The following is a 24,810-nucleotide window of genomic DNA, read 5'->3' on the forward strand; positions in this document are numbered from 1 at the left end:
CTTGGTAGTTTTAAGCACACTTTTGCTTGACCATCGACAAAAGTTCCCTTAGGTTGATTCTTGAACACACTCACAGGCCTTCAAGGAGTTTCAATGACGTATTCCCTTCAGCTGTACACAGTCCGCAAGCCCCTTGAAGAAGACTTGCCCGGAACCATTGCCCGCGTTGCCCAGTTGGGCTTCACCCACGTTGAGCCGTACAACTTTGTGGCCACGGCCGATGCCCTCGCTGCCGCGTTCGCTGAGAACTCCATCACCGCACCCTCAGGCCACGCACCCCTGCTCAGTGCTGATCAGGACGAGATCTTCGCTGCGGCAAAGAAGCTGGGCATCACCACCGTGATTGATCCGTTCATTCCCGCCGATCGCTGGCAAAATGCACAAGACGTCCAGAAGATCGCCGAAGGCCTCAACGCTGCCGCCAAGAAGGGTGCCGAATACGGCATCCGCGTGGGGTACCACAACCACCAGTGGGAATTGGAGTCAACCATCAACGGCACCACTGCCCTGCAGTACTTTGAAACACTGCTGGATCCGGAAATCATCTTGGAAGTAGACACTTACTGGGTGTCCGTGGGCGGCGCCAACCCAGTTGACGTACTGACCAGCCTGGGTGATCGCGTGAAACTGATCCACATCAAGGATGGCCCGTTAACCACAGAGAACCTTGATCAGGTTCCCGCCGGTCAGGGACAGGTTCCCATCTGGGACGTCATTGAAGCCGCCAAGTCGCTTGAAATTGGTGTAGTGGAGTTCGACGACTACGCCGGTGACATCTTCGAGGGCATCGCTGCAAGCCTTGCCTTCCTCAACGCCGGAAACACAAACGCCGGAAAGGCCTAATCCCCATGGCAAAAACTGGACCAGTCGGTATTGCCTTCATTGGCGCTGGCAACATCAGCAAGCAGTACCTGGACAACCTGACCACGTTCCCGGATGTGAAGGTACTGGTCATCGCCGACCTCTTCGAGGAAGCAGCGGCCGCACGCGCCGCCGAATACGGCGTGGAAATTTCCGGCGGTGTGGAGGTGGCGCTCAACCACCCGGACGTTGAAATCATCGTCAACTTGACCATCCCGGCCGCCCACGTAGAAGTTGCTGCGGCAGCCGTCCGCGCAGGCAAGCATGTCTGGACGGAAAAGCCGTTCTCCCTGGACAGAGAAAGTGGCCTGGGCCTGCTTAAAGTGGCAGACGCTGCCGGCGTTCGGCTTGGCTGTGCGCCTGATACATTCCTTGGAGCTGGCCTGCAGACCGCTCGCCGCCTGATAGACAGTGGCGCCATTGGCACCCCGCTCACGGCACTGACCATGTTCCAGTCCCCCGGCCCGGAGTCCTGGCACCCGAACCCCGCGTTCTTGTTCCAGGAAGGCGCCGGCCCGCTCTTTGATATGGCTCCGTACTACCTGACCACTCTGGTGCAAGCCTTTGGCCCGCTCGCCAAGGTGGCTGCCGTGGGCAACACCGCTTTCTCCACCCGCACCATCGGCTCGGGCCCCAAGGAAGGTGAGGTATTCGACGTCGAAGTTCCCACGCACGTCAGCGCCATTGCTCAATTTGAATCCGGGGCCTCCTCGCACAGCGTCTTCAGCTTCGAATCCCCGCGCCCGCGCATGGGATTTGTGGAGATCACGGGCACCGAAGGGACCATCTCGCTGCCGGATCCAAACAACTTCGACGGCGAAATCCGCGTTTTCACGAGCGGGGCCGAGGATTGGACCACCGTCCCCGCGGAAGGCCCTGACAATGGCCGCGGCCTGGGCGTACTGGATATGGCACGCTCCATTCGTGCCGGCGTTCCGCACCGCGCCACTGGAGAACTGGCTTACCACATCCTTGACGCCATGGTCTCAATCTCGGAGTCCGTCAACACCGGTGAATTCGTGGAAGTTGCCAGCTCCGCCCCGAGCTCCGAGGCAGTGCCCGTTGACTGGGCACCCACCGCCGCAACCCTCTAGGAATCACAATCATGACCTCCCCTCAATCACCGGCCGCCGGCCCTCTGGGTTCCCGCCCCCTGGGCACCCGCCCATTGGGCGTGGCCGCCATCGGCTACGCGTTCATGGGCCAAGCACATTCCAACGCGTGGCGCACCGTGGCCAACCACTTCGACGTCCCTAACTTCGAGCAAAAGGTCTTGGTGGGCCGGGACGCCGTAGCTGTAGCTGCCGCAGCTAAAAAGTACGGTTGGAGCGAATCGGCCACCGATTGGCGGGAGGTCATTGCCCGCGATGACATCGACATTGTGGACATCTGCGCTCCCGGCTGGTTGCACGCTGAAATTGCGACGGCGGCACTCGCCGCGGGCAAGCACGTGCTCGTGGAGAAGCCGCTGGCCAACTCCCTGGCCGAATCCGAGACCATGGTGGCGGCAGCCAAGGCGGCCAGAGCGGCGGGTGTCCGCTCCATGGTGGGCTTCAACTACCGCCGCATCCCGGCTTTGGCTTTGGCGGCCAAGCTCATTGCAGAGGGTGAGCTGGGCAGCATCCGCCAGGTCCGCGCGTCGTACTTGCAGGACTGGCTGGCAGACAGCGAATCCCCCATGACCTGGCGGCTGCGCAAGGAAACTGCGGGCTCGGGCGCGCTGAGCGACATCGCATCGCACGCCATCGATCAGGTTCAGTACCTGCTCGGCGACACCGTCACCGAGGTTTCCGGCAAGCTGCACACCTTCACCACCGAACGGCCTGGTCCCGACGGCCCCGAACCTGTCACGGTCGACGACGCAGCGTGGGCAACGCTGTCCATGGCAAGTGGCGCCATGGCCAGCGTAGACGTTTCGCGCGTGGCGCTGGGACAGAAGAATGCTCTGCGAGTGGAAGTTTATGGCACAACAGGGTCAATTACTTTCAATTTGGAAAACCCCAATGAGCTGTACTTCCTCAACGGCACCGAGCCCATCGAGGTTCAGGGCTTTAGGCGGATCCTTGTGACAGAACCCGAGCACCCCTATATTTCCGGCTGGTGGCCTCAGGGGCACGTGCTTGGCTGGGAGCATAGCTTCACACATCAGATCCGCGACTTCCTCCTGAACATCTCCACGGGAACGGACCCCTCGCCGTCGTTCGAAGAAGGGTACGGTGTGCAGCAGGTCTTGGCGGCCATCGAGACATCCTCGGCAGCCGGCGGAAGCACCGTCGCCATCCCCCAAATCATCACCATTTCAAAGGACTGAACGCATGAGCCGCCCGTACACCTTGTTCACCGGCCAGTGGGCCGATCTCCCGCTCGAGAAAGTGGCCAAACTGGCGTCCGAATGGGGCTACGACGGCTTGGAGATTGCCTGCTCGGGCGATCATTTGGACCCGTGGCGCTGGGACGAACCGGGCTATGTTGCCGGTAAGCTCGCCATGCTCAAGGGCTACGGCCTGAAGGTCTGGGCCATCTCCAATCACCTCAAGGGCCAGGCCGTGTGTGATGACCCCATTGACTTCCGCCACCAAGCGATAGTTGGCACCAAGGTATGGGGCGACGGCGATCCCGAGGGAGTCCGTCAGCGAGCCGCCGAGGAAATGAAGCTCACCGCGCGTCTGGCGCAGGCCTTGGGCGTTTCGACGGTGGTCGGTTTCACCGGCTCCTCCATCTGGCAGTACGTGGCCATGTTCCCGCCCGTTCCAGAATCCGTGATCGAGGCAGGTTACCAAGATTTTGCTGACCGCTGGAACCCCATTTTGGATGTCTTCGATCAGTGCGGCGTGCGGTTCGCCCACGAGGTACATCCCTCCGAAATCGCCTATGACTACTGGACCACGGTGCGCGCTCTGGAAGCCATTGGTCACCGTCCCGCGTTTGGACTGAACTGGGACCCCTCCCACTTCATGTGGCAGGGCATTGACCCGGTTTCCTTCATCTGGGACTTCAAGGACCGGATCTATCATGTTGATTGTAAGGATACGAAGCTGCGCCCCACGGGCCGAAACACGGTCATGGGCTCGCATTTGCCGTGGGGAGATCCGCGCCGCGGCTGGGACTTCGTTTCGGCTGGCCGGGGAGATGTGCCTTGGGAATCCTCCTTCCGCGCGCTGAGCGCCATCGGATACCACGGCCCCATCTCTATCGAGTGGGAAGACGCCGGAATGGACCGTCTGCAAGGCGCACCGGAGGCCCTCGCGGCACTGAAGAAGTTCGATTTTTCACCGTCCACGCAGCCTTTTGATGCTGCGTTCAGCAACCAGGGCTAGCCCTGCCGATGGCGTTTTGGGATTCCTGACGAGTTCTGACACCGATCCTGCTTTCTGATCCCGAAATTTAGGGATCAGGAAGCGGGATCGGTGTCATTTTTCGTGGAGCAGGCTCACGGATAGAGTGGATTCCATCATGAGCATTCCAAAGTCAGCACCCGCCTCAGTGCGCATTGACGCCTGGTTGTGGTCCATCCGCGCCTACAAGACGCGGTCCATGGCCACTGCAGCCTGCCGCGCCGGCCATGTGAAACTCAATGACGTGAACGCCAAGGCAGCCCACACGGTGGTCCCCGGCGACACAGTCCGAGTCCGCCAGCCCGGCTATGACCGCATCTTGGAAGTTCGCCTGTTGATCAACAAACGCGTTGGCCCCGAAGCGGCCTCGCATTGCTTCACAGACCACACTCCCCCGCGCCCGGTCCTGCCAGCGCTGGGCTTGCCCCAGCGCGATCGGGGCACGGGCCGGCCCACTAAGAAGGACCGCCGCGATATGGACAAACTTCGCGGAGAATGACTCCAAAGCGGGCGCTGAGTGAACCTACCGAACGCAAGGGCCGCCGTCGTACTTGAAAAAGTACGACGGCGGCCCTCCTTCAGTTGCCCTGCCCGGTTATGCGCGGGGCGGTATCCAAGCCAAATAAGGCACCCCCTTCACACCTGTCAACCACTTCTCCCCATAGAACGTGGATGACGAGGGCGTCCCTGTTCCTCCTGGACGGTTGAAGGGGAGGCTGGCGTCGTCTGGCACACCCAGGGTTCTGGCAAGTCCATGGAAAGGGGGCTCTATATCAACCGCGTGATCCTTCACCCCCGGATGAAGAACCCCACGGTGGTTGCCGACACCGGCCACAGCCACTACGACGGCTCGGACGGGCACGCCCGGCACCTGCGCGATGCGCTTCCCCATGCCACGCTGATTGCCTCCACGGGTACGCCCATCTCCTTCGAGGACCGCAACACCCGCGACGTTTTTGGTGAATACATCGACATTTACGATCTCACCCGGGCAGTGGAGAACGTCGCCACCGTGGGCCTGGACATCACCGAACACTCCCACATCGAGGCCACCGTGGCCGTGGTCAACGCAGTTTTTGGCGCCCCCAGGACGCATTTGCTGCACTGGCCGCCGACCTGGCGGAACGCTGGGAAGGCCGCCGATCCGTGATGAAGCAGGTCCCCGCGGTACCGGAAAAGCGATGATCGTGGGCGGCACCCGTGAGATTTGCGCGAGGCTCTACACGCCCATTGTTGAGCTGCGCCGGTATCCGAGCACGTTCGCCGCGATTCGCTCAACGTCATCGTCAAGGCCAGGCTCAAGGACGAGGATGACGAACTGGAGTTGGTGATTGTCAAGGACATGATGCTCACAGGCTTCGATGCGCCGCCCGCGGAGAACTAAGCCAAGGCGCTGGGCGAATACACGCAGTCCGATTAGGCCAACAAGCCTGTGGGAAAGATCATCGACGAAGCCCTCGCGTTGACTCTGACAGTGATGGGGAACGTGCCGTCGGAAGATGAAACCTTGGCGTCAAAGTACCGGCGCTATAGTGGGCAGCTCTCGCGGGCCTGGGCAGCGTGTTCCGGCGCGGTGAATCTGGCGGAGCTCAAACCTGAAGTCCAGATGTATGAGGAGATCCGTGTCTGGATGGCAAAGTTTGACGCCGCCGACCGTCAGGCATCCGGCGAACCTATCCCGGAGGAGATCCAGCGGCTTCTGGGTGAGCTGATTGCCCGTGCCACCCAATCTGACGCCCGAATTCATCGCCAAGACCAAGGCGGCACGAAACCTGCAGCTGGCCATGGAGGCCCTGCGCAAGCTCGTAGCCGAGGAATCGGTAGCCACCTCACGCAGCAACATTTTACCTCCACCGAAGTGATTGCGGAGCTGGTGGAGTTGGCCAAGGAAGTTGCTGCTGAAGCCATCCACGGACAGCACTTCACGCCCGCACTGAACTCTGATGAGCTGGCGTTTTGCGACGCCGTCGCCTCTAACGAATTCGCCGGACAGCCAGCCTGCGGCGATCAAGCTGGTCATGGAACAGATGGAGTCCATGGCGCCTCGGTTTGCGGAGGCGCGTGGATGACCGGGCTCGTCCACGCACCGGTGAGCATTGCTGAGCTGTGATCCTCCGGGTTAACGGCTTCACGCGCGGTTAGTGAATGAATACTGTCATTGCCATGATCGCCACACCCAGCAGCGCTGTGCAGACGCTGGGAGGCAAGTGCCGCCGTCGTACTTGCGGAAAAACCGGGCCCAGACGGCTTAGAACCTGTCGGCAAGCTGGCCGATCAGCCCGAGCCAGCCCCGATAATCCGTATATTCCCCATGGGAGGGACCAGTGATGGCCTCCAGAGCGCGGGTGGCCCGCAGCTCACCGCCAGAGATCACTTGATGATGCGCTGCACCTTGCCTGTTCGCCTCGTTTTCTTGGCCATGGGTAACCTTCACCCTTGAGATCACCCCTTATGCCCTTAGCGCGCGACACGTCATAGACGTTGATGAGGAGGAACATCCAACGTCCGGAATCCAACCACAGCGGCGCTGGCAGGACTTTGGGGCACCTCTGTGATTCTGCTCACCGGTAGTGATTATCTAGGCTATAATTTCGTGGTCGGACCATAGTGGTCTGACCACGGTTGCCTCACAAAGGGACCACTAAGAACCTTCCCCGCCCCACTCCAAGCGAAGGACCCCCGTGGATACATTCACACCTACAACAGATCCGCTGGTCGGTAGCATCGCGCTTTCGGCCATCGTCGCCCTCCTGCCCCTAGTGACATTCTTCATCATGCTGGCAGTAGTCAAGGCCAAGGCCCACGTCTCCGGCCTAACCTCCTTGGCGGTAGCGATCCTTGTGGCCATCTTCGTCTTTAAAATGCCCGTGGGCATGACGTTGATGTCCGGCGTGATGGGTGCCGTATTCGGCGCGTTCCCCGTTGTCTGGATCGTCATCATGGCTATCTGGCTGTACCAAATCACCGTGGTTTCAGGACGCTTCGAGGATCTGCGCCGTGTCTTTGACGTGATCGGCGGCGGGGATGTGCGTATCCAATCGATTCTCATCGCCTTCTGTTTCGGTGGCCTGCTTGAGGCACTGGCCGGATTCGGAGCCCCCGTGGCCATCACAGCCACGATGCTGCTGGCCTTGGGGATGTCTCCGCTGCGCGCTGCGGCCGCAGTCCTGGTTGCCAACACCGCCCCGGTGGCCTTCGGCGCGGTAGCCATCCCAATCACCACCGCAGCCTCGCTGACGGGATTGGACGCCAACCACATCGGCGCCATCGTGGGACACCAGGCACCGATCCTTGCCCTCTTTGTTCCGACGCTGCTGTTGTTCATCATTGATGGCAAACGCGGTGTCAAGGAAGTCTGGCCGGCAGCGTTGGTCATCGGCGCCACGTTCGCTGTGACTCAGTTCTTGTGCGCTACCTATTTCTCCTACGAATTGACGGATATTGTTGCCTCGCTGGCTGGCCTTGGCGCAGCCGTCATTTTCCTGCGTTTCTGGTCCTCCGCTGGCCGCGAAGCAGCACGTGAACGCATCATGGTGGGCGGAACTAACGGGGCTACCGGGGGAAGCGCCGGCATTACCACAACGTACGACGAGTCCAACCGCAAGCTACTGCCGGGCCCAACGTTCCTGGCCTTGTTCCCCTACTTGCTTGTGATCATCATCTTCGGCATCGCCAAGCTTTGGACAATTGGAGTCAGTGTTCCTGCCGTCCTTGGATCCACCGACGTCAAGGTTCAATGGCCACTACTGTATGGCCACATCCTGGATGCCGGAGGGAACCCCGTTACCTCAACCGTCTATAACTTCCAGTGGCTCTCGAACCCCGGCACCCTACTGCTGTTCACAGGTCTTATTGTTGCCGTGGTCTATTCAATCTTTGACGGTGGCGGCAAGTACAAGATCAAGGTTTCCCGGGCTATCGCCGAAATCTGGCACACCATCTACAGAATGCGCTGGGCAGCCACCACCATCTTGTCCGTGCTCGCATTGGCCTACGTCATGAACCTCTCCGGCCAGACCATCACCATCGGGACCTGGCTAGCCGGAACAGGAGCATTCTTTGCCTTCCTGTCACCCATTCTTGGCTGGATCGGCACCGCGGTCACCGGATCGGACACCTCGGCCAACGCCTTGTTCGCGAACCTGCAACAAACTGCCGGCATCAACGCTGGGATTGATCCGAACCTCTTGGTTGCCGCCAACACCTCCGGTGGCGTGGTGGGCAAGCTAATCTCCCCACAGAACCTTGCCATTGCCGCAACAGCGGTGGGTATGGAAGGCAAGGAGTCGGTCATCCTGAAGAAGGTTGCCGGGTGGTCGGTGGGCATGCTCCTGATCCTGTGCGTCCTGGTCTATCTGCAGTCGACACCGGTTCTGAGCTGGATGCTGCCCACACCGTAGCCCCGCCGGGCGCTTGGCGCAATCTCTAAATCGATCCGTGAGAAAAGGTCGCTTTGACAGTGTCAAAGCGACCTTTTCTCACGGATCGATGAAGCGGCGGCATTGGCCGCGAAGGCTTACGCCTCGACGATGATGACCGTGTAAACGGGCTTGCGGCGCAGTGCGCGGTCAGACCAGCGCAGCAGACCGTTGGCCACAGCCTTCTCAGCCGCCGGTCCGGTCTTTTCGCCGCGGATCCCGGAGATGGTCTTCTCCACAATTCCGGCGGCCTTTTCAATGTCCTTGTCCGTCAGGTTGAAGCCCACGGAGAAGAACTCGGGGTCTTCTTCAATCTTGCCGGTGTCCGGGTTAACAATGAGCAGCACCGTGACGGCACCATCTTCGGCCAGACGGATGCGGTCCTGGAGTGATTCTTCAGTTGCCGCACCGGCAACCATGTTCTCCACGTAGACATAGGCAGCCGGGACGCTGCCGCTGACCTTGACCACGCCGTCCTTGAGGTCCAGCGCAGTGCCGTCTTCAATGATGAACGTGTTCTTGGGTTCAACACCGGTGCGGACCGCCAGCTCGGCGTTCGCCTTCAAGTGGCGGTACTCGCCGTGGACCGGCATGACGTTCTTGGGGCGGACCAAGTTATAGCAGTACACGAGCTCGCCAGCACTGGCGTGCCCGGAGACGTGCACCTTGGCGTTGCCCTTGTGGATAACGTTGGCGCCCTGCTTGGTGAGGTCATTGATCAGGCGGTAGATCGAGGACTCGTTGCCGGGAACCAGTGAACTGGCCAGCAGGACGGTGTCGCCCTCGGTCAGGTTGATCTGGTGGTCACCGTTGGCCATGCGGGCCAACGCGGCCATGGGCTCTCCCTGTGAACCGGTGCAGATCAGCACGGCCTTCTTGGGGTCCATCTTTTCCAATTCCTTGGCGTCAACGAGTACGCCGCGGGGAATCTTCAGGTAGCCCAATTCGCGTGCCGTGGTCATGTTCCGGACCATGGAGCGGCCAACAAAGGCAATCTTGCGGTTGTACTTGTGCGCAGAGTCAATGATCTGCTGGATGCGGTGCACGTGGCTCGCGAAGCTGGAAACCACAACGCGGCGCGGAGCCGTGCGCATCACCTGGTCAATGGCCGGGATGAGGTCTGCTTCAGCGGCCAGGAAGCCGGGTACTTCTGCGTTGGTGGAGTCAGGCAGGAACAGATCCACGCCTTCCTCGCCCAGACGGGCAAAGCCAGCTAGGTCAGTGATGCGCTTATCCAAGGGGAACTGGTCCATCTTGAAGTCACCAGTTTCCAGCACCAGACCGGCAGGGGTGCGGATAGCAACGGCCAGTCCGTCCGGGATGGAGTGGTTGACGGCGAGGAATTCGACGTCGAACGGACCGAATTTGCGGCGGTCACCTTCCTTAACCTGGACCATCTTGCCCTTGATGCGGTGCTCTTCAAGCTTGGTCTTCAAGAAAGCCAACGTCAGCTTGGCCGAGATGACAGGGATGTCGCCGCGGTGCTTGAGCAGGTACGGAACCCCGCCAATGTGATCTTCGTGGCCGTGTGTCAGCACCAAGCCAACAACGTCTTGCCAGCGGTTCTTCAAGTAAGAGAAGTCCGGCAGGATCAAGTCAACGCCGGGGTGGTGATCCTCAGGGAAGAGCACACCGCAATCAACGATCAGCAACTTTCCCGCGAATTCGAAGACGGTCATGTTGCGGCCAATCTCCCCCAATCCGCCAAGGGCTACGATGCGCATTGCACCATCAGCGAGGGCGGGCGGGGTCTGGCGTGCAGTTCTTCTCATGGGTTCCAAACTTTATTCTGTAGTGGGCGTCTGGCGGCGATGCTGCGCTGCCTTCTCGTGCGACTCGTTCGGCCAAAAGCTGTTCCGGTGTCGCTAAAATTTAGGGGGATTGCTCCACAGCCGATTTTACCACCGTGACACATGGGATGGCACCACGTGCCGCCGTCGCGCTTTAGCGTCCGACGGCGGCACCCAGGTTGGGTGCAATCAGCCCTCTCACGCTGTGGCTGGCACCCTACTGGTCACCGTGACTTTGCGGCGCGCACAGTTTGCTGCGATCCGTACCACCGGCAAAGAGATCATCACCTAATTGCTCGCGTCTTCGCCGCTTCCGGCAGAGAGGAGGCTTTTGCGCATCTTGATGCTGGTAGTTTCGTAGCCCAGCGATTCGTAGAGTCCGCGGGCCGAAGCGTTGTAGCCGAACACGTTCAATCCCAGGGTGAGGGCGCCACGTGAGCGAGCATACTCTTCCGCGAGTTGCATGGCTTCCCTGCCATACCCCTTCCCTCGGTGTGCGGAGTCAACAAGGATGTCCCACACCCACCACGCGGTCGGGTCGTCGGAGTGGTCCCGGCCAACCCAGATATAGCCCACGGCAGATCCACCCTGGTCCATCAGGGTGAATACGGCGTTGTCGAGGCCCGGGCGGCCCTCAGGGAAGGATTTGTGAAGTGAGGCTTCAGCCTGCTGACGAGCCGCTCCGGGCGCGCTTCCCGAGGAGATGAGATCGGCCACATACTCGCTGCAGCTTTGTTCCAACCACTGCGGGAAGCTGCCAGGATCCAAAAGTTCAAGACAAATTGCCATCGACCCAGCGTATGCCAATTCCGCCCCACTGCCTTGGTTCCTTAGGGGTCTGCGAGCAATCCGGTGGACGGGTCAATTCCAGCAAGGAAATCCCCAAGGTCCGCGTAGATGCGCCTGTCCGCCGGCGCAGGGGCACAGAACCAGCCACCGGACATTGACGTACGACGGCGGCACGCACCTCCTGCAGGCTGGGCACCTCAAGCCGTGGCCGGCTCCCAGCCGATCGCCGGGGCGATGTGTTCGGCAATGTTGGCCAGCATTTTTGTGTTGTAGTCGAGACCTAGCTGGTTGGGCACGGTGAGCATGACGGTGTCCGCTGCTTGAACAGCTGCATCGGCAGCCAGCTCCTCGGCGAGCACTGCGGGATCGCCAATGTAGCTCTTGCCAAAGCGTGAGAGGAAGCCGTCGATCATGCCGACCTGATCCCGGCTGTCCGCCTGGGCACGCACCCCGAAGTACGTCCTGTCGACGTCATCCACCACAGGAATGACGGAGCGGCTGATGGAGACGCGGGGCGTAAAATCATGGCCGGCACGCGCCCACTCGTCACGGAACAACTGAATCTGTTCGGCCTGCAACTGATCAAACGGCACACCGGTGTCCTCGGTCAGCAGCGTGGAGCTCATCAGGTTCATCCCCTGCGCCGCGGCCCATACGGCTGTGGCACGGGTGCCAGCGCCCCACCAGATCCGCTGGGACAGCCCCGGCGATTGCGGTTCAATGCGCAACAGCCACTCGCCGCCCATGTGTGAGTACTCCCCAGGCTCGGCCACTCCTGCACCGGAAATTGCCTGCCGAAATAAGGCGGTGTGGCGGCGGGCCATGTCCGCAACCGTTTCGCCGTCGAGCGGGCGGTAGCCGAAGTCTGCGGCCCCATTGGCAGCGGGTTCGGGTGAGCCGCGGCTCACCCCTAGCTGCAGCCGACCCCCACTGATCAGGTCCGTGGCGGCTGCCTGTTCGGCCATGTACAGCGGGTTTTCATAACGCATGTCGATGACGCCGGTACCAATTTCGATCCGGCTGGTGCGCGCAGCAATGGCAGCCATGAGCGGGAACGGGGCAGCCTGTTGCCGGGCGAAGTGGTGCACCCGGAAGAAGGCCCCATCGATGCCCAGTTCCTCGGCGGCCACGGCCAAGTCAATGCCTGCCGCAACGCATCGGCAGCCGTGTTGGTCTGCGAGCCGCGTCCCGTTCCGTAGTGGCCAAAGGACAAAAACCCAAGGCGTTTCTTGAATGTGCTCTCCATGATCAGCACAACCGGACCCCGCACCAAACTATTCCATGCATACGCATGCAGTCAGGTGCGGGTCGGTGGCTCCTCCGTCCGTTTGCGATCAGGTGTGCTTCTTCGTGATCTTCGCAACCGGATCCTCGGATTCATTGGCAGCACCGCGGGCCTTCTTCTCTGCGCGCTTGGCCTTGATGGCGTGGCCCTTATCCAGCTTCTTGTGTTCGTGGTGGTGAGGCTGTTTGTCAGGCATGGCAAGCTCCTTCTGCATCGCGCTCATTGCGCACCGGGTCAGCTGGCCCAACACGCCCCTCTTTGAACGTTACGCTTATTTCGCCGCGCAGAACAGGCTCAAATGTCCTGCCGCCACGAGTTCCACAACGCCGCATATGAGCCATTCTGTGCCAGCAGTTCGTCGTGCGGGCCCAGCTCCGTGATGCGCCCCTTTTCCACGACGGCGACCCGGTCGGCGTCGTGCGCGGTGTGCAGCCGGTGCGCGATCGCCACTACCGTACGCCCCTGAAGCACTGCACTGAGGGAGAACTCCAGATCCCTAGCGGCCTGCGGGTCAATCAGCGAGGTGGCCTCGTCCAGCACCAGCGTGTGCGGGTCCGCCAGTACCAGCCGGGCCAGCGCCAACTCCTGCGCCTGAGCAGGCGTGAGCGAATGCGACCCTGAGCCCACCTCGGTGGCCAGCCCTTTGGGGAGGGCGCGCACCCAAGCCAGGGATCCGACGTCGGACAGGGCCTTTTCAATCTCGGCATCAGTTGCGTCGGCCTTCCCCAGACGGACGTTGTCGGCCAGCGTGCCCACGAACACGTGGTGCTCCTGCGTGACCAGGGCCACCTCGCCGCGCAGCTCATCCAGCGGTCGATCCATGAGTGGCACCCCGCCCACCGTGACGGAGCCGGCCGTGGGCCCATTGATACCAGCGAGCAGCCGCCCCAGCGTGGACTTTCCCGCGCCGGAAGGACCCACCATGGCCAGCCGCTCGCCAGGACGGAGTGTGAGGTCAATGTTGTGCAGCACGTCGTGGCCTTCGCGGTAGGCGAAGCGGGCCTGCTCCACCAGGATTTGTTCATCGGTGGGCACAGCATCCGTTGCGGTACGGTCCGGCGCCACGTTGCGGATGCCCACAATGCGGGCCAGAGATGAGGCGCCCACCTGAATCTCGTCAATCCACATGATGAGCGTGTCCACGGGGTCGATCAACTGCAACGCGTACAACGCCACTGTGGCTACCATGCCCGTGCTGACCTGTCCCTGCGAGGCGAGCCAGCCGCCCCACAAAAGCACTGCCGCAACGGGCAGCCAAAAGGAAAATTCGGCCGCCGGAAATAGCACCGTGCGCAGGCCCAGCGTGTACTTTTCCCGTTCAAAGCAGTTGCGCAGGGCCGCGTCAATCCGGTGGCGGCGGTTGGCGCCAAGACTCAGCGCATCCACCGTGCGGGCACCCTCAATGGTTTCGGTAACGGCACCATTGAGCCCGGCGTAGCTTTCGCGTTCCAACAGGTACCCCGGCGTGGCTCGCTTGAGATACCAGCGAGTCACGGGCACCAGCAGCGGCACGCCCACCAGTAGGGCCACGGCCAGGATGGGGCTCGTCAACACTGCCGCGGCCGCCGTCAGCACGATGGACGCGACCGAGACAAGCACCTGCGGCACACCGAAGCGGACAGTGTGGGAGACCGCGTCAACGTCGTTGGTGGTGCGCGAGACCAGGTCGCCGGTGCCGGCCCGTTCCACCGTGGAGAGCGGCAGAGAAGTGACCTGCTCCATAAATTCCTCACGGAGTTGCGCGAACACTTTCTCGCCCAGCACCATGCCCTTGCGCCGGGCCCAGCGCGCCAGCACGGTCTGGATGAGTACGAACCCGCCCAGGGTCAACGCCACCATGGCCACAAAGCCGGTAGTGGTGCCTGCCGTGACCGCATCCACGAGCCGCCCCAACAGGAACGGTCCGGCCAGACCGGCAATTGCGGCCACACCATAAAGACTAACGACGCCGGCCAGCGGCTTTTTGTGCAACCGCATCAACCGCAGGCCCTCGGCCTTGACCTGGGCGGAGTCCGCCACAGGCAACATTGTCTCTGTCATTACTTCTCCCCCTCGGTGGCGGTGCTGTGGTTGGCGTTGGCGGCTACTGCTGCTTCGGTGTGGCCATGACCGTTCATGCCCTCACCACGGACCACCACCTTGCGGTATTCCGGGACAGTGTCCAGCAGGTGCCGGTGTGTGCCCTGAGCCTGCAGCTTGCCGTGCTTCAGAAAAGCCACAGTGTCCATGGCGCCCAGCAGCAGCGGGCTGGCCGTCACCACAAGTGTGGTGTGCGCAGCGGAACCGCGGCTTTTGCCCAGCGCCCCTGCTATCCGTTGTTCGGTATGTGCATCGACGGCGCTGGTTGGTTCAATGAGCACCAGCACCTCCGCTTCGGTCAGCACAGCACGAGCCAAGGCCAGTCTCTGGCGCTGGCCGCCGGAAAAGCTGCGCCCCTTTTCCGTGACTTCCGCGTCTAGGCCCTGCTCCAGACCATCAAAGACGTCCTGTGCACTGGCCACCTCAATGGCCGCCATAATCTCCGTGTCGCTGTGCCGGCCGTCCGGGTCTAGCTCCTCGCGGAGAGTGCCGGTGAACAACTGCGGTTCGGCGTCGGAGACCACAATGCGGGAGCGCACCTCACGCAGCGGCATCAGGTGCAGGGCCTCGCTGCCCCACTGCACCACAGCCTCACGCAGCACTGCGTCCTCAAAACGGCCCAACCGCCGGGCCAGCTCAGCGGCTGCGGCGGGGTCCTCCGAAACAATCGCGCTCATCCCACCCGGGGCAACCACCACTCCTGAAACCGAGTCGAGCAAAGCGCTCGGTGCGGCCGGGGCTGGGACTGTTGTCTCGGCGTCGTGCACGGCTGAAGGGGTGGCCAACACATCGATGATGCGGCGGGCACCGACCTGGGCACGGATGAGGCGGGAGACAGCGTCGGCGGCGGTGCGGATGGGCGAGACCAGGAAGACCGCGTAACCGTAGAGGGCCACGAGCTGGCCGGCCTCGATCTGCCCGGTCACGGCCTGTATCGCGCCGATCCAGGTGAAAGCGACACTGAAAATTCCAACGACGAAGACCTGGGCGGCGTCGAGGTCGGCCAGGGACCAGGCCACCTTGTTGCCGGCGAGCTGAGTTTCCCGGGAACGCTCGCGGTAACGCTGGACGAAGATGTGCTCGCCACCAATACCTCGCAAAACGCGCAGGCCGGCCACGGTGTCAGCGCCCAATGCCGTCATTTTTCCGGCCGCTTCACGTTGGTCTTTTTGGCGACGTTGGAGGGGGCGGATCACGAACAACATCCCGGCACCGCACAGCGGCACGCCCACCAGGACCACCAGTCCCAGCTGCCAGGAGGACTGGAAGACAAGGTAGGAGACCAGCAGGTATCCCACAACGGAGCCGGCCAGGCGTGCGGCGACGTCGAAAATCTCGCCAATGCGCATGGCGTCGGAGGCACACGTGGAGACCACCTCGCCGGTGGAGAACTTTTGCGGGAGAGCGTCGCCGCTGCGGGTGACCTTGTGGCCAACAATCTGGGCGGAGCGGAAGGCCGCCTGCATCCAGTTGCTCATAGCGGCGCGGTGACGCAGCGTGGCGGAGATTGACTGGATGATGGTCAAGCCCACCAGCAGGCCCACCCAGAAGGAGAGACGGCCGAAGTTGCCCGGCAGGATGCCCTGGTCGATGGCTTGGCCCAGAATGTATGGCGTCAGGGCCTGGCACACCGTCCAGATGGAACCGTACAGAATGCCGAGCAGGAGGGTTCCTCGTTGGGCGCCAGCCAGCCACAAAAGATAGCGTGAGGGTGAACGGAGATCGGGTTTTCCGGCGGATTTGTAAGGAAATGAACGCACTGCGGCCTTCTATCGAATTCAGGGGTTGGTGGGCTACGGAGACGCGATCCAGGATGCCGCGGCAGCTTGCTGCGGGCGGTGCGATCTGCGTGTCTGTGTTCTCTACCTCACAATTATTGACCCTAGTGCACACAGGAGTCATGGAACAAGTGAAATCTTGCAGCTTGTGGAGCCTCCGGTATTTTGTGCCGGGCCGCACTGCCCTCCGATAGCATCACGGGACAGGGTCAATGATCGGAGATGACAATTCACGCACCTCAGGAACGCCATATTCGCGCCGTTTCCGAGTTTCACCGGGAAAAACGCAGCCAGCGACGGCAAATTCTTACGTTGCTGCTCTTAGGCTTGCTCCTGTGTTTAATGATCCTGCAAATCCATCACCCCCTTAACAAGAGGCGCATTGCCTCGTTTGGCGATCTCAACGTGGTGTGGGGACGTCTCCTCGAGCGGTTGCTGGCACCTTTCGCCAGTCCGGGGACCTTTGAATTTAGCATTGATGCCCTTGGGTGGATCCTTGGCGCCACGGCAACCACGCTGGTTGCTTTGGTCTTTAGCGGCCGTAACTCCTTGGGCATGGCCAATGAATCCCAGGTTATGGCACTGGATGAGCTCCTTGAGCTGCTGACGCTATTGGTTGGCATTGCCGCCGCCGCAACCATGTGGATGGCGTTGCACAACGTCTTCTTCCTGCCCTCTGCCCCTGATTCCGGGCCTGAGTTCTTCCTTGGCATGCTCTCGTTGATGCTGGTTATTTTCTCCGTGGTCCGCCAGCGTGACACGGCAGTACAACGAGATATTGATGAGTTCCACCTGACCACCTCCATGCGGCTGCGCATTCAGCGGTGGGAACGGATGTGGGGCATTTCCACACACAACCGGATCCGGGTGGATGGGCGCAAGATCACCGGGCTGGTGGCCTGGTGAGCCTTGCCGGGCTACTCATCACCTTGGTTTCGTTGTTCTGGCACAGTGAGCTCACGCCCGTGCGGGTCCTGCTCTCGGCACTGGCACTGACCCTGCTGGTAGTTGTGAGCGCTGCACTATCCGCTCGAGCAGTGTCCTTGTACCGCAGCAATCCGCGCCCAGGCGTGGGGCTGGCGTACGCCTCAGTACTGCTGGTGGTGGTGGCGTTGGCAGTGGTCAGCCCGCTTGTTGTGGCCGCATGGCAGAACAACAAGGTGTTACTGGCCTTGCTCAGCTACTTCATTTGGCTGGGACCAGCCCTGTTCCTCATTTTCCGCAAGCCCCAGTCCGCCCACATGTCCCCTCTCAAATTCAAGCTCTCCGCCCGGCCCAAAAAACGCGTACCCCACGGCCTGATCGCCATTTTCGACGGCGCCCGTGAGGCAGCGTACTGGGTGGAGCTGACCATGGAGGCCAGGCGGCAGCTGCACTACCAGACTAAGCTAGCCCGCTTTGAGCTGGCACAGGCCACCGCCCTCGCCGCGGAGGCAGAGCCTGCCAGAGGCGCTCCGATTCCAGGGCCGGAAGCCCCTGGCTCTGAACGGGAAGCCCCGAGCGCTGAGGAATCCTGACCCTGTCCGCTAATGTTCTTTAGCGAAACAGTCCGCTGTAGGCATTCAACGCCAGCTGTCCGCCCGAATGCGCGTAGAGGACGTTGCTGCTGGAAGGAATGTCCTTGCTGCGGACAAGGTCAATCAACCCAGCCATGGATTTTCCTTCATACACAGGGCCGATGATCATGCTTTCAAGGGATCCGGTGAGTTTTATGGCCTCGGGCGTGGATTCCACAGGGATGCCAGAGTGGTTGCCGGCCCAGCCTTGCAAGACAGTGGTCTCGTCGTCACGGATCTTCCTGTCCAAGTCCATCAGCTCAGCTGTGTGACGGGCGATCCGGGCCACCTGAGCGCGAGTCTTTTCAATGGTGGCTGAGGCGTCAATGCCGATGACGCGCCGCGGCCTGTCTTGTCCCGCAAATCCAGCGATCATGCCTGCGTGGGTGGAGGCGGTAACGGTGCAGAGCACAATCGTGTCGAAGAAGACACCTAGTTCCTTCTCCTGCTGCTCCACTTCATAGGCCCAGTTAGCAAAGCCCAGCCCGCCCAAGTGATGTTCGGAGGCGCCTGCCGGGATGGGATAGGGCTTGCCCTGGCATCTTCGACGTCCTTGATGGCTTGTTCCCAGCTGCTACGGATGCCAATGTCGAACCCAGCTGCATCGAGGTGGACGTCGGCACCCATGATGCGCGAAAGCTCAATATTGCCTACCCGGTTGGATAGCGGGTCCGGTCAGTCCACCCAGTTTTCCTGCACGAGACGGGCTTTCACACCCGGCTTGCAGCCACTGCCGCCACCTGACGGGTGTGATTCGACTGATATCCGCTGATGGAGACGAGCGTGTCAGCTCCTTGGGCAATGGTGTCCGGAACAATGTAGTCGAGTTTGCGGGTCTTATTGCCACCAAAAGCCAGACCACTGTTGACATCCTCACGTTTGGCCCAAATCCTCGCGCCGCCGGGATGTTTGCTCAGACGCGCCAACTCGTGGACGGGGCTGCGGCCAAACTCCACCTGGGACGATATATCCTATGTTGCATGCCGACTCCTCCGCCCCAGGGAATTCACAAGCGCTCCCTGCTTCGTAATGACGTGTACGATTCCATCCGCGACGCCATCGTCAATGGCACCTTCGCTCCGGGCGAGCGCCTGCGGGATCCGGAGCTAGAGGCATGGTTGGGCGTGAGTCGAACCCCTATCCGGGAGGCTCTGCTCCGGCTTGAGCGGGCCGGGCTGATTATTGCCCAGCCGGGCCGGGCCACCATCGTCGCCCCGCTTGATGCCGCCTCCACCGTGAATGCGCAGCAGGTAGTCGCGGCCATGCACGAGCTGGCGGCGCGGCTGGCAGTTCCCCTGCTGAGCGAGCAGGACCTTGCCGCCATGACCGCTGCCAACGTGCGCTTTGCCGCCGCCATCAAGAAGAACGACGCCGATGCCGCCTCGGCTGCCGATGACCAGTTCCATGCCGTTCTCGTTGGTGCGTGCGGAAATGACATGGTGCCAACCATGCTGGACCAGGCCATGCCACTGTTGCGGAGAGTGGAGCGTCAACGGTTCAGTTCCCACGATGCGCAGCATTCGGTCAGTGCGCATGCGGACATCATCAAACTTGCCACTGCGGGCGACGCCGACGGCGCAGCACTGGCCACACGTGCGAACTGGCTGGCTCTCGGCATCCAAGCAGTCGCCGAAGAAACTACAGCTTGAGTGTTATGGGCTACTTGCCTGCGCCGCACCACCGTGTCGAATCGTTAGGCTTCATCCTCGAACACATGCGGTGCGGCGTCCTTGGCGTTGACGCTGCTCAGGATTTAGTGATGTCTAAGCCTTCGTGACGACTGCGCTGACAGGCGTGGTGTTGCTGAACAGGTCCTGGACAGGGCAGCGTGCTTCAACAATGCGGCCGAGCTCTTCGTAGCGTTCCTGCGATTCAGGTCCCGTGATGCTTACGGCTAGGCGGATGTCGCTGAAGCCGGGACGGATTGACTCATCGATCCCGAACAAGCCACGGACGTCCAGATCGCCTTCGGCCTTGATGGTGATGTCATCGAGCTGGATACCCAGTTGCTCCGCGTAGAGGCGGTACACCACAACTTGGCAGGCGATGATGGCACCGAGTGCGAATTCCACGGGACTGGCTGCGGCATCGTCCCCAGCAAGTGCGGCAGGTTCGTCGACGAGGAATTGGTGTTTGCCGGCGCTGATGCGCGTGGCCACCGAGCCAACCCCCACGCCGGCGGCTGTGTACGTGAGGTTCGCATTGTCCGGATTGGCTCCGATGCGCTTGGCCCAGGCTGCGCCGGCTTCGCCAAGGCGCGCCGATCGCTGTGCTGCGTCGTCAATAGTTACAGTGGTCTCAGTCATGATGTCTCCATTCAGGGGAACGCAAGTGCCAGGCACCGCGCCATACTTACGCCCGCGGCAGCTGCCGGCGGCGTCGAATCCTCACCTGGGGCACCCCACTATGGTTGCGAGGGTTGCCGTCCAGTCGGCCAGGGCCTCTGACTGGAACTCTTGATTCTGTCCACTAGATTGCCCTGACAGAGGGCCTCAAGCAACCTTGCCGTCACACACGGCAACATTTCGGCGGCTTCCCCGAATCGGTCCGTGAGAAAAAGTCGCTTAACTCAGTCCTAAACGACCTTTTCTCACGGACCGATGGGAGGTGCACAATGGAGGCTCGGTTGAAGGCGGGGACGGGCGGGGGCGGGCGCGCCGGGACCGCGGCGGCACAAAACGTCCGGGCGGCGCAAGGAAGCGACTTAAGATGGATGCATGAGCGCAACACTTGTCGCGAAGGACCTTTCCGGAGGCCACGCACACCGCACCCTTTTCAGTAATCTCTCCTTCACCGTGGCCCCGGGCGATGTCATAGGCGTGGTGGGTGCCAATGGTGCCGGCAAGTCAACACTTTTGGCTCTCCTCGCGGGCGCCACCACCCCGCAGGGCGGCACCGTCAGCACTGCCCCACAAGACGCCTTCGTCGGCTGGCTGCCGCAGGAACATGAGCGGATCGAGGGCGAAAGCATCGCCGCCTACATTGGCCGGCGCACCGGTTGCACCCAGGCCACGGAGGAGATGGAATCATCCGCAGAAGCACTAGGCTCCGGCAACTGCGCCGACGATGACCGCTACGCCGCAGCCCTGGACCACTGGCTCGCCTGCGGTGCCGCAGACGTGGACGAACGCATCCCGGCCACCCTGGCCGAGCTCGGCTTGGACCTCACTCCCAGCACACCCATGACACGGCTCTCCGGCGGGCAGGCCGCCCGCGTGGCGTTGGCCGCGCTCCTGCTGAGCCGCTTCGACATAGTACTTCTGGATGAACCCACCAATGATCTGGACCTGGCGGGACTGGCTCGGCTGGAAGAGTTCGTCAGGGGTCTGCGCGGCGGCGTGGTCCTCGTCTCGCATGACCGCGAGTTCCTGGCCCGCACCATCACCTCCGTAGTGGAGCTGGACCAGGCGCAGAACAAGGTGGCCGTGTATGACGGCGGTTACGACTCCTTCTTGGAAGAGCGTGCCATTGCAAAGCGCCACGCCCGCGAAGCCTATGACGAGTTCGCGGACAAGAAGGCGGACCTCGTGGGGCGCGCCCGAGTCCAGCGCGAGTGGAGCTCGCAGGGTGTACGCAACGCCATGAAAAAGGCCCCCGACAATGACAAGATTCGGCGCAAGGCCGCCAGTGAATCCAGTGAGAAGCAGGCGCAGAAGGTGCGCCAGATGGAGTCCCGGATCGCCCGCCTGGACGAGGTTGAGGAGCCACGCAAGGAGTGGGCCCTCCAATTCAGCATTGGCGCAGCACCCCGCTCTAGCACCGTGGTCTCTACGCTTAACGCTGCGGTGGTGCGCCAGGGCAGCTTCACCCTGGGGCCGGTGACTGCACAGGTGAACGCTGGGGAACGCATAGGCATCACCGGCCCCAACGGCGCCGGCAAGTCCACCCTGTTGCGGCTGTTGCTGGGCCGCATTTCCCCGAATGACGGTGTTGCCTCCCTGGGCGCGAATGTTGCCATCGGGGAGATTGACCAGGCGCGCAGCCAATTCCCAGAGCAGGGTCCGCTAGGAGAGGGCTTCGAGGCGCTCGTGCCGGAACTGAATCAGGGCGAGGTGCGTACCCTTTTGGCTAAGTTTGGGCTGAAAGCTGACCAGGTGACAAGCCCGGTGGGTGCGCTCTCCCCCGGCGAACGCACCCGCGCATCCTTGGCACTTTTGCAGGCCCGCGGAGTGAACGTACTGGTGCTAGATGAGCCCACCAACCATTTGGACCTGCCAGCCATCGAGCAACTCGAGGAAGCGCTGGAGAGCTACGAAGGCACGCTGCTCCTGGTCACCCACGACCGCAGGCTCCTTGAAAACGTGCGCTTGGACTCCCGGTGGATGGTGGAGAACGGCCAGCTACAAGAGCTTTAAGGCATCAAGAAACTTTCCATAAGGGTCTGCGCAATCAAACGGATGCGCAGGCCCTTTGCCATTTTACGGGACCGCAAAAACAAAGCATTAGAAGTACTTACTAATCAGTACACTTTGACTTATTATCCCTAAAATGTTGCAATAGGTAACAAGTTTGCTGCACTTTTTGGATCTGCAGTAGGCTGCTTTTCGAATCCTGGTGCACTCCTTGTACCTCACACCGGTTCCGGACAACGCCTTCCGCGTGTAAGTTCCGCGAGAACCACGGGCGGCCATCCGCCTGGTCTTTTGCCGCAGCAAGTCTGCCGCCCGCGCACTTAGCGCCTTGATGCTCCGCCACGGGAGCGCCGATTACGGCCCGCCCGTTCATGCTGTTGAGCTATGGATTCGAAGCGTCTGGTGACACGAGGACAAAATGATCCAAATAATGAGGAGAAAAGCATGACATTGCGAGTCGGAATCATTGGAGCAGGCCCCAGCGGCATGGCACAGTTGCGTGCCTTTGACTCAGCAAGCCAGAACGGCGCTGACATCCCGGAGATCATGTGCTTTGAGAAGCAAAGCGACTGGGGCGGCCAGTGGAACAGCAGTTGGCGCACTGGCTTGGATGAACACGGTGAACCCGTGCACTCGAGCATGTACCGCCACCTGTGGTCCAACGGCCCGAAGGAATGCCTGGAATTCTCCGACTACTCCTTCGACGAGCACTTTGGCCGCGCCATCTCCTCTTTCCCGCCCCGCGAGGTCCTCTTCGATTACATCAAGGGCCGTGTTGAAAAGTCAGATGTGCGCAAGTACGTCCAGTTCAATACTGTTGCCCGGCACACCAGCTACAACCAGGACACGCAGGAATTCACCTTGACGGTGGAAAACCTGATCACCGGCGTCACCACCGATCATGTCTTTGACAAGCTCGTGGTCTCCTCCGGCCATTTCTCCACCCCCACGGTCCCCGAGTTCAAGGGCATCGGCTCTTTCCCCGGCGAGGTTCTGCACGCCCACGATTTCCGCGGCGCAGAGCGCTTTAGCGGCAAGAACATGCTGCTGATTGGCGCCAGCTACTCCGCGGAGGACATTGGCATGCAGGCCCACAAGATGGGCGCCGCCTCAATTACTTTTAGCTACCGCAGCAACCCCATGGGCTTCGACTGGCCCGAGAACACTGTGGAGCGCCCGCTCATCACCGAATTCGAGGGTAAAACCGCGCACTTCTCCGACGGCACCTGCGGCGAGTTTGACGCCGTCGTACTGTGCACCGGATACCAACACAAGTACCCGTTCCTGCCCAGCGATCTGTCATTGACGTCCAAGAATGTGCTCTACCCGGGGAATCTCTACAAGGGCGTGGTGTGGCAGGAGAACACCAACCTGTTTTACCTTGGCGCGCAGGATCAGTACTACACGTTCAACATGTTTGACGCGCAGGCATGGTTTGCCCGCGACGTCATGACGGGCGCCATCGAGCTGCCGTCTCTAGCCCAGCGCGAGGCAGATATTCAGCTGTGGCTGGAACGTCAGGCTGCCTTGGCAGATCACAATGCCGAAGCGGATTTCCAGTCGGACTACCTGCGTGAGCTCATTGCCGCAACGGACTACCCGCCGTTTGATCTGCACGCCGTTTCGCAGCTATTCAAGGACTGGATGCACCACAAGGAAACCGACATCTTGGGCTACCGGGACATGACCCACCAATCCGTGGTCACCGGCACCATGGCCACCAAGCACCACACCCGGTGGATCAATGCCATGGATGATTCTCTGGACCGCTACCTTAATGGCCCGTCGCAGGATGTAGATACTGGCACCCTGACCGCCCTGACCAGCGAGTTCAGCGCGAAGTAGTTTCACACCAAAGTTTCACGTCGTGGGCCGGGGCAGCTGCCCCGGCCCACTTTTTGCTGGACTATTGACAAGTTGTGTCGTGAAGCGCAATCTAAAAACATAGATCACGTTTTTAGATGGAGGAGTCATGGCAACACATTCAATTCCCGCCCCGTCCAGTGGTTGGAGCTCCCAGACACTGACACGCGTCAAGGCCGAGCCCGCTTATGGGGCTTTCCTGCTCTTGTGGGTTGGCTTCATCACCATCCCGCTGATCATGGGCGTGGACAAATTCTTCAATGTCTTAACCCATTGGGAAAACTACCTGGCACCATGGATCGAGAACGTCTCCCCGTTCAGCGCCCACGGCACCATGATGGCGATTGGCGTGGTGGAGATCATTGCAGCAATTGCCATGATCCTGCGCCCACGGTACGCCGCCTACATTGTGGCGCTCTGGCTGGCAGGCATCATCGTCAACCTGCTCACTTACCCAGGCTTCTACGACGTGGCCCTGCGCGATTTTGGCCTCATGGTGGCCGCTATAGCGTTGACACTACTGGCCCGCACCTACACCAAGCCAGGCTTCCGCCACGGTGGCATGAAGTAGTTTCACGCTGAAGTTCACCTGCGTGTGACCCTGCCCCGAACCTGCACACCGTTAAAGGCCAAATGGTGCGCCACTGTTGAAGTGGCACACCATTCGGGGTCAAACAGTACGCAGGATCAAACTGTACGCAGGA

At 61.2% G+C, this 24,810-nt stretch carries 21 protein-coding genes, 2 pseudogenes and 1 riboswitch; of the genes and pseudogenes, 15 read left to right on the forward strand and 8 right to left on the reverse strand.

Translation table 11 applies throughout. From position 1 onward, the window contains the following. Positions 1-93: 93 nt before the first annotated feature. The 9 genes from CVS29_RS04240 (at position 94) to CVS29_RS04275 (ending at position 8,596) form a co-directional block, all read left to right on the forward strand. Positions 94-843 carry a sugar phosphate isomerase/epimerase family protein gene (locus CVS29_RS04240; RefSeq protein ID WP_110105100.1) on the forward strand — a complete coding sequence of 250 codons (750 nt, stop codon included), beginning with the start codon at positions 94-96 and terminating at the stop codon, positions 841-843. A gap of 5 nt (positions 844-848) precedes the next feature. Beyond that, entirely contained in the window at positions 849-1,955 is a 1,107-nt protein-coding gene (locus CVS29_RS04245; RefSeq protein WP_110105101.1) for a Gfo/Idh/MocA family protein, read from the forward strand. 11 nt (positions 1,956-1,966) lie between these two features. After that, entirely contained in the window at positions 1,967-3,172 is a 1,206-nt protein-coding gene (locus CVS29_RS04250; protein ID WP_110105102.1) for a Gfo/Idh/MocA family protein, read from the forward strand. 4 nt (positions 3,173-3,176) lie between these two features. Next, a complete protein-coding gene (locus CVS29_RS04255; protein WP_110105103.1) occupies positions 3,177-4,178 on the forward strand; it encodes a sugar phosphate isomerase/epimerase family protein in 1,002 nt (333 codons plus the stop codon). Between the two features lie 136 nt (positions 4,179-4,314). Beyond that, positions 4,315-4,695: an RNA-binding S4 domain-containing protein gene (locus CVS29_RS04260; RefSeq protein ID WP_179442314.1), complete on the forward strand. Its 381-nt coding sequence runs from the start codon at positions 4,315-4,317 to the stop codon at positions 4,693-4,695. 282 nt (positions 4,696-4,977) lie between these two features. Beyond that, positions 4,978-5,346 (forward strand): hypothetical protein, encoded by a 369-nt coding sequence (locus CVS29_RS19175; RefSeq protein ID WP_308467756.1) that lies wholly within the window; start codon positions 4,978-4,980, stop codon positions 5,344-5,346. Positions 5,347-5,520: 174 nt separating this feature from the next. Beyond that, positions 5,521-5,580 (forward strand): hypothetical protein, encoded by a 60-nt coding sequence (locus tag CVS29_RS19235; protein WP_373366707.1) that lies wholly within the window; start codon positions 5,521-5,523, stop codon positions 5,578-5,580. Between the two features lie 48 nt (positions 5,581-5,628). Beyond that, the gene (locus tag CVS29_RS19180; protein ID WP_308467714.1) at positions 5,629-6,306 is read left to right on the forward strand and encodes a type I restriction enzyme endonuclease domain-containing protein; all 678 of its coding nucleotides are present in this window, start codon (positions 5,629-5,631) and stop codon (positions 6,304-6,306) included. 571 nt (positions 6,307-6,877) lie between these two features. Beyond that, on the forward strand, positions 6,878-8,596 hold the full coding sequence (locus CVS29_RS04275; RefSeq protein ID WP_110105105.1) for an L-lactate permease: 1,719 nt from the start codon (positions 6,878-6,880) through the stop codon (positions 8,594-8,596). Between the two features lie 116 nt (positions 8,597-8,712). Here the strand turns inward: CVS29_RS04275 and CVS29_RS04280 are convergent, their stop codons facing one another. From CVS29_RS04280 to CVS29_RS04300, 6 genes and pseudogenes are all read right to left on the reverse strand, one after another. Then, the gene (locus CVS29_RS04280) at positions 8,713-10,386 is read right to left on the reverse strand and encodes a ribonuclease J (protein WP_110105106.1); all 1,674 of its coding nucleotides are present in this window, start codon (positions 10,384-10,386) and stop codon (positions 8,713-8,715) included. Positions 10,387-10,692: 306 nt separating this feature from the next. Beyond that, positions 10,693-11,193 (reverse strand): GNAT family N-acetyltransferase, encoded by a 501-nt coding sequence (locus CVS29_RS04285; protein WP_110105107.1) that lies wholly within the window; start codon positions 11,191-11,193, stop codon positions 10,693-10,695. A gap of 197 nt (positions 11,194-11,390) precedes the next feature. Beyond that, positions 11,391-12,439, reverse strand: a pseudogene (locus tag CVS29_RS04290) (LLM class flavin-dependent oxidoreductase). An 88-nt stretch (positions 12,440-12,527) separates the two neighbouring features. Further along, a complete protein-coding gene (locus tag CVS29_RS18360; protein ID WP_170120891.1) occupies positions 12,528-12,674 on the reverse strand; it encodes a hypothetical protein in 147 nt (48 codons plus the stop codon). A 98-nt stretch (positions 12,675-12,772) separates the two neighbouring features. After that, a complete protein-coding gene (locus CVS29_RS04295; protein WP_110105108.1) occupies positions 12,773-14,518 on the reverse strand; it encodes an ABC transporter ATP-binding protein in 1,746 nt (581 codons plus the stop codon). After that, positions 14,518-16,317, reverse strand: a complete 1,800-nt coding sequence (locus CVS29_RS04300) for an ABC transporter ATP-binding protein (protein ID WP_110105109.1) — start codon at positions 16,315-16,317, stop codon at positions 14,518-14,520. Before CVS29_RS04300 ends, CVS29_RS04295 begins: the two co-directional genes overlap by 1 nt. 240 nt (positions 16,318-16,557) lie before the next feature. Here CVS29_RS04300 and CVS29_RS04305 point away from each other — a divergent pair, with 240 nt between their 5' ends. Further along, on the forward strand, positions 16,558-17,241 hold the full coding sequence (locus CVS29_RS04305; RefSeq protein WP_110105110.1) for a hypothetical protein: 684 nt from the start codon (positions 16,558-16,560) through the stop codon (positions 17,239-17,241). After that, a complete protein-coding gene (locus CVS29_RS04310; RefSeq protein WP_110105111.1) occupies positions 17,238-17,852 on the forward strand; it encodes a hypothetical protein in 615 nt (204 codons plus the stop codon). The genes CVS29_RS04305 and CVS29_RS04310 overlap by 4 nt, the downstream gene beginning before the upstream one ends. 19 nt (positions 17,853-17,871) lie before the next feature. Here CVS29_RS04310 and CVS29_RS04315 read toward each other — a convergent pair. Next, a pseudogene (locus tag CVS29_RS04315) lies at positions 17,872-18,859 on the reverse strand (1-aminocyclopropane-1-carboxylate deaminase). 12 nt (positions 18,860-18,871) lie between these two features. Here CVS29_RS04315 and CVS29_RS04320 point away from each other — a divergent pair. Continuing rightward, a complete protein-coding gene (locus tag CVS29_RS04320) occupies positions 18,872-19,540 on the forward strand; it encodes a GntR family transcriptional regulator (protein WP_110105112.1) in 669 nt (222 codons plus the stop codon). A 114-nt stretch (positions 19,541-19,654) separates the two neighbouring features. Here CVS29_RS04320 and CVS29_RS04325 read toward each other — a convergent pair whose 3' ends face one another. Beyond that, complete coding sequence (locus tag CVS29_RS04325) at positions 19,655-20,197, reverse strand: OsmC family protein (RefSeq protein WP_110105113.1); 543 nt, start codon at positions 20,195-20,197, stop codon at positions 19,655-19,657. A gap of 37 nt (positions 20,198-20,234) precedes the next feature. Beyond that, positions 20,235-20,353: riboswitch (SAM riboswitch) on the reverse strand. Between the two features lie 255 nt (positions 20,354-20,608). On the opposite strand from CVS29_RS04325, the gene abc-f reads away from it, so the two are divergent. The 3 genes from abc-f (at position 20,609) to CVS29_RS04340 (ending at position 24,677) form a co-directional block, all read left to right on the forward strand. Then, positions 20,609-22,246, forward strand: a complete 1,638-nt coding sequence (gene abc-f / locus CVS29_RS04330) for a ribosomal protection-like ABC-F family protein (RefSeq protein WP_110105114.1) — start codon at positions 20,609-20,611, stop codon at positions 22,244-22,246. A 441-nt stretch (positions 22,247-22,687) separates the two neighbouring features. Then, positions 22,688-24,088, forward strand: coding sequence for an NAD(P)/FAD-dependent oxidoreductase (locus CVS29_RS04335; protein WP_110105115.1), 1,401 nt, complete (start codon positions 22,688-22,690; stop codon positions 24,086-24,088). 127 nt (positions 24,089-24,215) lie between these two features. Beyond that, positions 24,216-24,677 (forward strand): hypothetical protein, encoded by a 462-nt coding sequence (locus CVS29_RS04340; protein ID WP_110105116.1) that lies wholly within the window; start codon positions 24,216-24,218, stop codon positions 24,675-24,677. The last annotated feature ends 133 nt before the right edge of the window (positions 24,678-24,810 follow it).

The sequence above is a fragment of the Arthrobacter psychrochitiniphilus genome, assembly GCF_003185915.1.
Lineage (GTDB): Bacteria > Actinomycetota > Actinomycetes > Actinomycetales > Micrococcaceae > Specibacter > Specibacter psychrochitiniphilus.

What these genes read in the sequence shown, in the direction of transcription:
- CVS29_RS04240 (WP_110105100.1), top strand. Translation starts at nt 94, where the DNA reads ATGACGTATTCCCTTCAGCTGTACACAGTCCGCAAGCCCCTTGAAGAA.
- CVS29_RS04245 (WP_110105101.1), top strand. Translation starts at nt 849, where the DNA reads ATGGCAAAAACTGGACCAGTCGGTATTGCCTTCATTGGCGCTGGCAAC.
- CVS29_RS04250 (WP_110105102.1), top strand. Translation starts at nt 1,967, where the DNA reads ATGACCTCCCCTCAATCACCGGCCGCCGGCCCTCTGGGTTCCCGCCCC.
- CVS29_RS04255 (WP_110105103.1), top strand. Translation starts at nt 3,177, where the DNA reads ATGAGCCGCCCGTACACCTTGTTCACCGGCCAGTGGGCCGATCTCCCG.
- CVS29_RS04260 (WP_179442314.1), top strand. Translation starts at nt 4,315, where the DNA reads ATGAGCATTCCAAAGTCAGCACCCGCCTCAGTGCGCATTGACGCCTGG.
- CVS29_RS04280 (WP_110105106.1), bottom strand. Translation starts at nt 10,386, where the DNA reads ATGAGAAGAACTGCACGCCAGACCCCGCCCGCCCTCGCTGATGGTGCA.
- CVS29_RS04285 (WP_110105107.1), bottom strand. Translation starts at nt 11,193, where the DNA reads ATGGCAATTTGTCTTGAACTTTTGGATCCTGGCAGCTTCCCGCAGTGG.
- CVS29_RS18360 (WP_170120891.1), bottom strand. Translation starts at nt 12,674, where the DNA reads ATGCCTGACAAACAGCCTCACCACCACGAACACAAGAAGCTGGATAAG.
- CVS29_RS04295 (WP_110105108.1), bottom strand. Translation starts at nt 14,518, where the DNA reads ATGACAGAGACAATGTTGCCTGTGGCGGACTCCGCCCAGGTCAAGGCC.
- CVS29_RS04305 (WP_110105110.1), top strand. Translation starts at nt 16,558, where the DNA reads ATGACAATTCACGCACCTCAGGAACGCCATATTCGCGCCGTTTCCGAG.
- CVS29_RS04320 (WP_110105112.1), top strand. Translation starts at nt 18,872, where the DNA reads ATGCCGACTCCTCCGCCCCAGGGAATTCACAAGCGCTCCCTGCTTCGT.
- CVS29_RS04325 (WP_110105113.1), bottom strand. Translation starts at nt 20,197, where the DNA reads ATGACTGAGACCACTGTAACTATTGACGACGCAGCACAGCGATCGGCG.
- abc-f (WP_110105114.1), top strand. Translation starts at nt 20,609, where the DNA reads ATGAGCGCAACACTTGTCGCGAAGGACCTTTCCGGAGGCCACGCACAC.
- CVS29_RS04335 (WP_110105115.1), top strand. Translation starts at nt 22,688, where the DNA reads ATGACATTGCGAGTCGGAATCATTGGAGCAGGCCCCAGCGGCATGGCA.
- CVS29_RS04340 (WP_110105116.1), top strand. Translation starts at nt 24,216, where the DNA reads ATGGCAACACATTCAATTCCCGCCCCGTCCAGTGGTTGGAGCTCCCAG.